Source organism: Streptomyces sp. NPDC007088 (assembly GCF_042869355.1).
In the GTDB taxonomy this organism is placed as follows: Bacteria; Actinomycetota; Actinomycetes; order Streptomycetales; family Streptomycetaceae; genus Streptomyces.
The window spans coordinates 470073-481579 of record NZ_JBIAFO010000002.1 but is presented as its reverse complement, the minus strand read 5'-3'; the positions used below and the strand labels follow the sequence as shown (position 1 = coordinate 481579).

Below are 11507 nucleotides of genomic sequence, written 5' to 3'. Positions count from 1 at the left end.
CGTGTCGCGGGTCAGCGCAGGAGGACCCCCGCCGCCTCCCCGCCGGCCTCCGGCGGAACCGCGAGCAGGCCGAGTTCGGCGGGCGAGGCGAGCAGCCGGTGCGCGGGCAGGGCCCGCACGGTGTAGCCGAAGCTGCCCGTCCGGTCGAGGGCGAGCGGGCCCTCGTAGGTCCAGCGTCCTTCGAGGTCGGGGCCGCCGACCGGCTTGAGCGGAGCGGTGCGCGCGTCGGTGATGCGGTCGTCGGCGTCGACCCGGCCGGAGACGGTCTGCACCTCGACGTCCTCCGGGGCGAGCGGGCCGAGCGCGACCCGCACCCGCAGCGCGAGGGTCGCGCCGTACTCCGCGCCGGACCCGGCCGAGGAGGTCTCGGGCTGTTCCACGCTCACCTGCGGCCAGGCCGTCCGCACCCGCCGCTTCCACTCGGCGAGTTCCAGCGCGTTCCGCGGCCCGAGCGCGCGGTGGGCGCGGGCGGCGGGGGCGTAGAGGTTCTCGACGTAGTCGCGGACCATGCGCCCGGCGAGGACCTTGGGCCCCAGCGAGGTGAGGGTCGAGCGGACCATCTCGATCCAGCGGCGCGGCAGACCGCCCTGCTCGCGGTCGTAGAAGCGGGGTGCGACCCGCTCCTCGATGAGCTGGTAGAGGGCGCGGGACTCCAGTTCGTCGCGGCGGTCCTCGTCGAGGGCGGCGCTGCCGTCGGCGGTGGGGATGGACCAGCCGAAGTCCGGCTCGTACCACTCGTCCCACCAGCCGTCGAGCACCGACAGGTTCAGGGCGCCGTTGAGCGCGGCCTTCATCCCGCTGGTGCCGCACGCCTCCAGCGGGCGCAGCGGGTTGTTGAGCCACACGTCGCAGCCCGGGTAGAGCTTCTGTGCCATGCCCATGCCGTAGTCCGGCAGGAAGACGATGCGGTGGCGCACCCGGGGGTCGTCGGAGAAGCGGACGAGTTCCTGGACGAGGCGTTTGCCGCCGTCGTCGGCGGGGTGCGCCTTGCCGGCGACGACGATCTGGATGGGGCGTTCGGGATGCAGCAGGAGCCGGGTGAGCCGTTCCGGGTCGCGCAGCATGAGGGTGAGCCGCTTGTAGGAGGGGACGCGGCGGGCGAAGCCGATGGTGAGGACGTCCGGGTCCAGGACGCCGTCGATCCAGCCGAGTTCCGCCTCGCCCGCGCCGCGCTGGCGCCAGGAGGCGGCGAGCCGGGAGCGGACCTCGGTGACCAGTTGCCCGCGCAGCTCCCGGCGGACCTCCCAGATGTCCTGGTCGGGGATGCCGGCGACGGCGTCCCAGCGGGGGGAGCCGCCGACGGCCATGGCCTCCTCGGCGCGTGCGGCGCCGATGTGGCGGGCGCCGAGCGCGGCGACCTCGGGGGCCACCCATGTCGCGGCGTGCACCCCGTTGGTGATCGAGGTGATCGGCACGTCCTCGGCGTCGAATCCCGGCCACAGTCCGGCGAACATCTGCCGGCTGACCTGTCCGTGCAGGGTGGAGACGCCGTTGGCGCGCTGGGCCAGCCGCAGCCCCATGACGGCCATGTTGAACAGGTGCGGCGCCCCGCCCGGGTAGGTCTCGCGGCCCAGGCGCAGGACGTCCTCGACGTCGAGCGAGGGCAGTTCGCCCTGGGGGCCGAAGTGGCGGGCGACGAGGTCCGCCTCGAAGCGGTCGATTCCGGCGGCGACGGGGGTGTGGGTGGTGAACACGGTCCCGGCGCGGACGGTCTCCAGGGCGGTGTCGAAGTCGAGGCCGGGCCCGTCCTCGGTGGCCGCGCCCAGTTCGTGGATGCGTTCAAGGCCGAGGAAGCCGGCGTGGCCCTCGTTGGTGTGGAAGACCTCGGGCGCGGGGTGGCCGGTGAGCCGGCAGTAGGCGCGGACGGCGCGGACGCCGCCGATGCCGAGGAGCATCTCCTGCAGGAGACGGTGCTCGCTGCCGCCGCCGTAGAGCCGGTCGGTCACCTCGCGGGCGGCCCGGTCGTTGTCCTCGACGTCCGAGTCGAGCAGCAGCAGCGGGATGCGCCCGACCCGGGCCTGCCAGATCCGGGCGCGCAGGCTGCGGCCGCCGGGCAGCGCGAGGCTCACCTCGGCGGGGGTGCCGTCGGCCTCGCGCAGCAGGCTCAGCGGCAGTTCGTTGGGGTCGAGGACGGGGTACTGCTCCTGCTGCCAGCCGTCCCGGGACAGGGACTGGCGGAAGTAGCCGTGCCGGTAGAGCAGTCCGACCCCGACGAGCGGGACGCCGAGGTCGCTCGCGGACTTGAGGTGGTCGCCGGCGAGGATGCCGAGCCCGCCGGAGTACTGGGGCAGGGCGGCGGTGACGCCGAACTCGGGCGAGAAGTAGGCGACGGCCTTCGGCAGCGCGCTCTGCGCCTGGGCCTGGGCCTGGTACCAGCGGGGACCGGTCAGGTAGTGGTCGAGCTGCTCGGCGGCGGCGGCGAGCCGGCCGAGGTAGGCGGGGTCGCCGGCGAGTCCGGCGAGCCGGTCCTGGGGGAGCGCGGCGAGCAGCCGCAGCGGATCGCCGCCGCAGGCCGCCCACAGCCCGGGGTCGGCGTCGCGGAAGAGTTCTCGGGTCTCCGTGTGCCAGGACCAGCGCAGATTGCGGGCCAGCGCGCCCAGTGGCCGCAGCGGTTCGGGAAGCACGGGACGTACGGTGAATCGACGGATGGCCTTCACGTTTCCACCTTCGCAGGGGACGTACGCGGTCAGGGACGAAGCGGACGTCCGCCCCACGGCCACCGACGTTAGCGGCAGCACCCCGGGGCGGGCCACGGCGCACCCCGGGGGCTGGTGGGCCTGGGGGCGCGCCGGGGGCGGGAGCGGCGGGAGACGGACCGAGCCCGAAAGATTCACCTCGTCCTAACCTCTTTGCCCAGTTCCGCTCGCAGACCGCCGCCCGTCCCTGAAGAATCATCAGGTACGGGAGCGATCATCGGGTGACGGATTCCGTTTCCGGTCCCGTCGCTGTGTGACGGGACCGGAAACGTGTGCGTCCTTACGCGCGAGTAGTTAACACAGCGTCGGGTTGCCCATACGGATTGCAGGGGAAGGCTCCAGCGGTAACCCGCCGCAGGACCCCAGCAGCTCCCCCACATCCGCCCATTCGGGTGAACGCGGACAGGAGCGGTCATGCCCACAGCGCGCCAGCGAAGGAAGCGAGCGAACCACCAGTCAATGGCGCCGTCCCCGGTGCCGATACACCGGTCCGAGGCGAAGTCCTCGGACGACGTCTCTGCCCCCGCACCCGTACTGCCCTCAGGTGATGCCGTGAAATCCCCGATCGGTCGCATCCCCGTGCTGGATGTGTCCCCTCTCGTCGACTGTGGCCGCCGCCCCGCTAAGGCGGTGGTCCACGAGACCTTTCTGATCAGCGCGACCGTTTTCCGCGAGGGCCATGACGCCGTCGCGGCGAACGTGGCCCTGCGCTCTCCCGACGGCCGCAGCGGCCCGTGGACGCCGATGCGCGAGCTGGCGCCCGGTACCGACCGCTGGGGCGCGTACGTCACCCCGGACGTGGAGGGCCGCTGGACGTACAAGGTGGAGGCGTGGAGCGATCCGGTCGCCACCTGGCGCCACACGGCGGGGATCAAGATCCCGGCCGGTATCGACACCGAACTCGTGCTGGAGGAGGGCGCGCTGCTGTACGAGCGGGCCGCGAAACGGGTGCCGAAGCCGGAGGGCCGGCGGGAGACGGTGCTGGAGGCGGCCGACGCGCTGCGCGACACCTCCCGCTCCCCCGCCGCCCGGCTCGCCGCCGCCCTGACCCCCGAGGTGGACACGGTCCTCGGCCGGTACCCGCTGCGCGAACTGGTCAGTTCCTCGAAGGCGCTGCCCCTGCGGGTCGAGCGGCGCCGGGCGCTGTTCGGCTCCTGGTACGAGCTGTTCCCGCGCTCCGAGGGCGCGGTGGTCGAGGCCGGCAGGCCGCCGGTTTCGGGGACCTTCGAGACGGCCGCGCGCCGGCTGCCCGCAGTCGCCGCGATGGGCTTCGACGTGGTCTACCTGCCGCCGGTCCACCCGATCGGCACGACCTTCCGCAAGGGCCGCAACAACTCCCTGGACCCGGCGCCCGAGGACGTGGGCGTGCCCTGGGCGATCGGTTCGCCGGACGGCGGGCACGACGCGGTGCACCCGGACCTCGGGACGATCGAGGACTTCGACGCCTTCGTGCGCCGCGCCGGCGAGCTGCGGCTGGAGATCGCGCTGGACTTCGCGCTCCAGTGCTCCCCGGACCATCCGTGGGTGCAGAAGCACCCGGAGTGGTTCCAGCACCGGCCCGACGGTTCGATCGCGTACGCGGAGAACCCGCCGAAGAAGTACCAGGACATCTACCCGATCGCCTTCGACCAGGACATGCCGGGGCTGATCGCGGAGACCACGCGGGTACTGCGGTTCTGGATGGACCACGGGGTGCGGATCTTCCGGGTCGACAACCCGCACACCAAGCCGGTCGTCTTCTGGCAGAAGGTCATCGCGGACATCAACGGCACCGATCCGGACGTGATCTTCCTGGCGGAGGCGTTCACCCGGCCCGCGATGATGCACACGCTCGGGAAGATCGGCTTCCAGCAGTCGTACACGTACTTCACCTGGCGCAACACGAAGCGGGAACTGACGGAGTACCTGACGGAGCTGTCGGGTGACGCCGCCTCGTACATGCGTCCGAACTTCTTCGCGAACACCCCGGACATCCTGCCCGGCTACCTCCAGGACGGCGGGCGCCCGGCCTTCGAGACGCGGGCGGTGCTCGCCGCCACGCTCTCGCCCACCTGGGGGATCTACGCCGGGTACGAACTGTGCGAGAACACGCCGCTCAAGGCGGGCGGCGAGGAGTACCTGGACTCCGAGAAGTACCAGCTCAAGCCCCGGGACTGGGAGGCGGCGGAACGTTCCGGCGACAGCCTGTCGCCGCTGATCACCAAGCTCAACCGCACCCGCCGCAGGCACCCCGCGCTCCAGCAGCTGCGGGACGTCCACTTCCACCACGCGGACAAGGAGGAGGTGATCGTCTACTCCAAACGGGCGGGCGGCGACACCGTACTGGTGGTCGCGAACCTCGACCCGCACCACACCCAGGAGGCCACGGTCTCGTTGGACATGCCGGCACTCGGCCTCGACTGGCACGAGACCGTTCCGGTGCGCGACGAGCTCACCGGCGAGACATACCACTGGGGCAGGGCCAACTACGTGCGCCTAGAGCCGGGCGTCACGCCCGCGCACGTCTTCGCCCTGCGACCGTCCCCGTTGATCGGAGGGTCACCCGCATCATGATCGTCAACGAACCCGTCCCCGACAAGTTCGAGGACACACCCACCAAGGACCGCGATCCCGACTGGTTCAAACGCGCCGTCTTCTACGAAGTGCTGGTGCGGTCCTTCCAGGACAGCAACGGCGACGGAATCGGCGACCTCAAGGGCATCACGGCGAAGCTGGACTACCTCCAGTGGCTGGGGGTGGACTGCCTGTGGCTGCCCCCCTTCTTCCAGTCCCCGCTGCGTGACGGCGGGTACGACGTCTCGGACTACACGGCCGTGCTGCCGGAGTTCGGGGACCTCGCGGACTTCGTGGAGTTCGTGGACGCCGCGCACCAGCGCGGGATGCGTGTGATCATCGACTTCGTCATGAACCACACGAGCGACCAGCACATGTGGTTCCAGGAGTCCCGCAAGGACCCGGACGGCCCGTACGGCGACTACTACGTCTGGGCCGACGACGACAAGGCGTACAAGGACGCGCGCATCATCTTCGTCGACACGGAGGCGTCCAACTGGACCTTCGACCCGGTGCGCAAGCAGTACTACTGGCACCGGTTCTTCTCGCACCAGCCCGACCTCAACTTCGAGAACCCGGCGGTGCAGGAGGAGATCCTCGCGGCGCTGCGGTTCTGGCTGGACCTCGGCATCGACGGCTTCCGGCTGGACGCCGTGCCCTACCTGTACGCGGAGGAGGGCACGAACTGCGAGAACCTGCCGCGCACCCACGAGATGCTCCGGCGGGTGCGGGCCGAGGTCGACGCGCACTATCCGGACACGGTGATCCTCGCCGAGGCCAACCAGTGGCCGGAGGACGTCGTCGACTACTTCGGGGACTTCTCGAAGGGGGGCGACGAGTGCCACATGGCCTTCCACTTCCCGGTGATGCCCCGCATCTTCATGGCGGTGCGGCGCGAGTCGCGCTACCCGGTCTCGGAGATCCTCGCGAAGACCCCGGCGATCCCCTCGGGCTGCCAGTGGGGCATCTTCCTGCGCAACCACGACGAGCTGACGCTCGAAATGGTGACGGACGAAGAGCGCGACTACATGTACTCCGAGTACGCCAAGGACCCCAGGATGCGGGCCAACATCGGCATCCGCAGGCGCCTGGCCCCGCTGCTCGACAACGACCGCAACCAGATCGAGCTGTTCACCGCGCTGCTGCTGTCCCTGCCCGGCTCCCCCATCCTGTACTACGGGGACGAGATCGGCATGGGCGACAACATCTGGCTCGGTGACCGGGACGCGGTGCGCACCCCGATGCAGTGGACCCCGGACCGCAACGCCGGGTTCTCCTCCTGCGATCCGGGCCGTCTCTACCTGCCGACCATCATGGACCCGGTCTACGGCTATCAGGTGACGAACGTCGAGGCCGCGATGTCGGCCCCGGCCTCGCTGCTGCACTGGACCCGCCGGATGATCGAGATCCGCAAGCAGAACCCGGCTTTCGGCCTCGGCTCGTATACGGAACTGCCGTCCTCCAACCCGGCGGTGCTCGCGTTCCTGCGCGAGCTGCCCTCGGCCGACGGCCAGAGCGACGACCTCGTGCTGTGCGTGCACAACTTCTCTCGCTTCGCGCAGCCGACCGAGCTGGACCTGCAGTCCTTCGCGGGCCGCCATCCGGTGGAACTCATCGGCGGGGTGCGTTTCCCCGCCATCGGCGAGCTGCCGTACCTGCTGACCCTGGCGGGCCACGGCTTCTACTGGTTCCGGCTGCGCAAGGACGCCGCGCCGCTGTAGTACGGCCGTCGCGCCGCCCGTGCACCGGGGCCGCGACACGCGGGCGGGCGGGGCGGCTGCGGTCGCCCCGTCCCCCGCGTACCCGTATGGTTTCGGCCAGGGAAATCCCGTACACGAGCCGGACGTCCGATGGGCCCCGACCCGCATACTGTGTCCGACCCTGGGCACCCTCCCGGATACCGGTACCACCGGACGGGTCGTATCTCTTTTCGGCTCGTCGCCCGTACGGACCACTTCCCTACTGCCCCGCCGGTCACCGTGGGGCTGCGCGCACTGTCCGCTCGCCGGATGCCGATTCCGGGGCACGGGCGCGCGATCCTGCAGGTGTACCCGGGGAAAGGACGCGACCGCCGCCATGTCGGATGCTCCCAGCACGCTCGTTCCTTCCCCCCAGCCCACTCCGGAACCGGGGGAACTGCTCGCCTCCCTCGACCCCTTACTGCGTGCCTGGCTGCCCCGGCAGCGCTGGTTCGCGGGCAAGGGCCGCCCCGTCACCGGCTTCGACCTCGTCTCGGCCACCGAACTGCTGCCCCACGGCGGCGACTCGGGCACGCCGGGGCTGCTGCACCTGCTGGTGCGCGCCGGTCAGCACTCCACGGAGACCGCCGCCGGGCTGAAGGGCGACCTCAGCGCCGACTGCTACCAGCTGCTGCTGGGGGTGCGCCGCGAACTGCCCCCGCGGCTGGCGTCCGCCCTGATCGGCCGCCTGGAGCAGGGCCCGCTCGCCGGGTACACCGTGTACGAGGCGTTGCAGGACCCGCGCCCGGCCGAGCTGCTGCTGGAACGCATGCGGCTGCCGGGGCGTCAGGGCGATCTGCGGTTCGGCCGGGACTCGCGGGCCGCCATCCCGGTCGGCCTGTCCCCGAGGGCCCTGGGCTCCGAGCAGTCCAACTCCTCCCTGATCTACGGGGACACCCTCATCCTGAAGTTGTTCCGCCGTGTCGTGCCGGGCGCCAACCCGGATCTGGAACTGCCGATGGTGCTGGCCCGTCAGGGCTGCGCCCGGGTTCCGGCCCCGGTCGCCTGGATGCAGGCGGAACCGCGGGACGTGCCGGCCGGGCAGCAGGCCGAGCCGTACGTCCTCGGGGTGCTCCAGCCCTTCCTGAAGGGCTCCGAGGACGGCTGGGAGAGGGCGCTGCGCAGGCTGGCGGCGGGCGAGGACTTCACCGCCGACGCGCATGCCCTGGGCCGCGCGACCGCCGAGGTGCACACCGCGCTCGCCGAGGCGCTGCCCACCGTGACCCTGGGCCGGGCGCAGCTCACCGCGCTGGCCTCCGCCATGGAGCAGCGGCTGGAGAGCGCCGCTTCGGCCGTACCGCAGCTGCGCCCGTACGTGCCCGGCCTGCGGGACGCCTTCGCGCGGCTGGGCCGCGCCGGGGAGGAGGGCAGGACCTGGACGGCGCAGCGGGTGCACGGCGATCTGCATCTCGGCCAGTGCCTGCGGTCCGCCGAGGGCTACTGGTCGGTCATCGACTTCGAGGGCGAACCGGCCCGGCCGCTCGCCGAACGCCGGATGCCCTTCCCGCCGGTGCGGGACGTGGCCGGAATGCTGCGCTCCTTCGACTACGCGGCCCGCTCGCACGAGCCGTGGGCACCCGAGTGGGCGAACGACTGCCGGTCCGCCTACTGCGCGGGCTACGCGGAGGTCTCGGGCCAGGACCCGCGTCAGGACGCGGATCTGCTGCGCGCCTACGAGACCGACAAGGCCGTGTACGAGGTGCTGTACGAGGCACGGCACCGCCCCGACTGGCTGCCGGTGCCGCTCGCGGCGATCGAGCGGCTCGCGGGCGGCACGGGCCGGCTCTCGCCGCCCGGCGGCCCCCCGGAGCCCGTCCCCGCCCCGGGCCGGCCGGGGACCCGCGGCCGGGAGGAGGCGGCCGAGGCGCGCGGCGAACCGTGGCCTGGCCGCCGCCCGACGCGTTTTCGCTGAGCGGCCCGAGGCGTTGTCGCTGAGCGGCCCGAGGCGCTCGCGCCGGGCCCGCGGAGCGCTCGTGCCGGGCCGCGTGGAGCGTTCGCGCCGGGCCGCGCGGCGGGGGCGGCCGGTCCGTGCCAGGCTCGCTCCGGGGCCGGCCCGCCGCGCCCCCGCGTCTGTCCCACCCTGCTGTCCGTCCCGTTCCGTACGTCCCGTTGTTGTCCGTCCGTCCGCCCCGTCTCCGAGGAGGTTTCTCCCGTGACCCCCCGCTCGTCGTCCTCCCGCAAGATCCCCAAGAAGGCCAAGCCGCAGAAGCCGCCGGCCTTTCTGCCCGCGCCCAAGGAGGAGCCCGGCGAAGCGGCGCTCGCCCTGACCCCGGCCGCGACCGCCGGGCCCGCCGGGGCCCCCTCGCCCGCCACCGTCCCGGACGGGGACCGGCGGCGGCTGCTGGCCGGGACCCATCACGACCCGCACGCGGTGCTCGGCGCGCATCCCGCGCCGGACGGTACGGGCTGCGTCGTACGGGCGCTGAAGCCGCACGCCACCGCCGTGGCGGCCGTCGACGAGGACGGCACCCGCATCGAGCTGCACGCCGACGGCGACGGCTTCTTCTCGGCGGCGCTGCCCGGCCCCACCCGCCACCGGCTGCTCGTGACCTACCCGGGTCGGGACGAGCCGCTGCTGTGCGAGGAGCCGTACCGCTTCCTGCCCGCGCTCGGCGACCTCGACCTGCACCTGATCGGCGAGGGCCGGCACGAGGAGCTGTGGCGGGCGCTGGGCGCGCGGATCATGACGGTCGACGGGGTGACGGGCACCCGGTTCACGGTGTGGGCGCCGAACGCGCGGGGTGTGCGGGTGATCGGCGGGTTCAACTACTGGGACGGCGTGGGCCATCCGATGCGCTCGCTCGGCGCGACCGGGGTGTGGGAGCTGTTCCTGCCCGGGGTCGGCGAGGGCGAGCTGTACAAGTACGAGATCACCCGGCCGGACGGTTCCCTCTCCCGCAAGGCCGACCCGATGGCGCGCAGGACCGAGGTGCCGCCCGCGACGGCCTCCGTGGTGGACGCCTCGCACTACGAGTGGCAGGACGCGGACTGGCTCGCGCACCGCGCGGACCGGCCCCCGCACGAGGCGCCCTTCTCGGTGTACGAGGTGCACCTGGCGTCCTGGCGGCCGGGGCTCACCTACCGGCAGCTCGCCGAGGAACTGCCCGCCTACGTCAAGGAGACGGGCTTCACGCACGTCGAGCTGATGCCGGTGGCCGAGCACCCCTTCGGCGGTTCCTGGGGCTATCAGGTCACCGGTTTCTACGCCCCGACCTCGCGCCTGGGCACCCCGGACGACTTCCGCTTCCTGGTCGACGCGCTGCACCGCGCGGGCATCGGGGTCCTCATGGACTGGGTGCCGGCGCACTTCCCGCGCGACGAGTGGGCGCTCGCCGAGTTCGACGGGCTCCCGCTGTACGAGCACGGCGACCCACGGCGCGCGGCGCACCCCGACTGGGGCACGCTGGTCTTCGACTTCGGCCGCACCGAGGTGCGCAACTTCCTCGTCGCGAACGCCACTTACTGGTGCGAGGAGTTCCACATCGACGGGCTGCGGGTGGACGCCGTCGCCTCGATGCTCTACCTCGACTACTCGCGCGAGTACGGCCAGTGGTCGCCGAACGTGTACGGCGGCCGGGAGGACCTGGACGCGGTGCGTTTCCTCCAGGAGATGAACGCGACGGTCTACCGCCGCAACCCGGGGATCGTGACGGTCGCCGAGGAGTCCACGGCCTGGGACGGGGTGACCCGGCCCACCGACCAGTCGGGCCCCGGCGGTTTCGGCGGGCTCGGCTTCGGGCTGAAGTGGAACATGGGCTGGATGCACGACTCGCTGGAGTACGTGGCGAAGGAGCCGGTGCACCGCAAGTACCACCACCACGAGATGACCTTCTCGATGGTGTACGCGTACAGCGAGAACTACGTGCTGCCCATCTCGCACGACGAGGTCGTGCACGGCAAGGGATCGCTCGTGTCGAAGATCCCGGGCGACTGGTGGCAGCGGCGGGCCACCGTACGCGCCTACCTCGGCTTCATGTGGGCCCACCCCGGAAAGCAACTCCTGTTCATGGGGCAGGAGTTCGCGCAGGGCTCGGAGTGGTCGGAGGCGAGCGGCCCGGACTGGTGGCTGCTGGACCCCGACTACCCGGCCCAGGCCGACCACCGGGGCGTCAAGGATCTGGTGAGCGAACTGAACGCGGTGTACCGGGCGGCGCCGGCCCTGTGGCAGCGGGACACCGACCCGGGCGGCTTCTCGTGGATCGCGGGCGACGCCGCCGAGGACAACGTCCTGGCCTTCCTGCGCTACGACAAGGAGGGCGCCCCACTGCTCGCGGTCAGCCACTTCTCCCCGGTCGTGCGCGAGGACTACCGGCTCGGCGTACCGGAGGAGTTCGGCGCCTGGCAGGAGGTCCTGAACACGGACGCGGAACGCTTCGGCGGCTCCGGCGTCACCGCCCCGCAGCCGGTGAAGACCGAACCCACGGGCGCCCACGGCCGCCCGGCGAGCCTGCGCCTGACCCTGCCGCCGCTCGCGACGGTGTGGCTGCGGCCGGTGTGAGAGCGGGAATGAGGTGAGAGG

5 protein-coding genes are annotated in these 11507 nt (G+C 72.1%); 4 read left to right on the top strand and 1 reads right to left on the bottom strand.

The genetic code is table 11. From position 1 onward, the window contains the following. Positions 1-11 precede the first annotated feature (11 nt). Entirely contained in the window at positions 12-2657 is a 2646-nt protein-coding gene (gene glgP / locus ACFYMP_RS05210) for an alpha-glucan family phosphorylase (protein ID WP_388850702.1), read from the bottom strand. A gap of 591 nt (positions 2658-3248) precedes the next feature. On the opposite strand from glgP, the gene ACFYMP_RS05205 reads away from it, so the two are divergent. From ACFYMP_RS05205 to glgB, 4 genes are all read left to right on the top strand, one after another. After that, complete coding sequence (locus ACFYMP_RS05205; RefSeq protein WP_388850699.1) at positions 3249-5249, top strand: alpha-1,4-glucan--maltose-1-phosphate maltosyltransferase; 2001 nt, start codon at positions 3249-3251, stop codon at positions 5247-5249. Continuing rightward, a complete protein-coding gene (gene treS / locus ACFYMP_RS05200) occupies positions 5246-6970 on the top strand; it encodes a maltose alpha-D-glucosyltransferase (RefSeq protein ID WP_388850696.1) in 1725 nt (574 codons plus the stop codon). The genes ACFYMP_RS05205 and treS overlap by 4 nt, the downstream gene beginning before the upstream one ends. Positions 6971-7325: 355 nt before the next feature. Then, positions 7326-8900, top strand: coding sequence for a maltokinase (locus tag ACFYMP_RS05195; RefSeq protein ID WP_388850694.1), 1575 nt, complete (start codon positions 7326-7328; stop codon positions 8898-8900). Between the two features lie 240 nt (positions 8901-9140). Further along, entirely contained in the window at positions 9141-11486 is a 2346-nt protein-coding gene (gene glgB / locus ACFYMP_RS05190; RefSeq protein WP_388850691.1) for a 1,4-alpha-glucan branching enzyme, read from the top strand. The last annotated feature ends 21 nt before the right edge of the window (positions 11487-11507 follow it).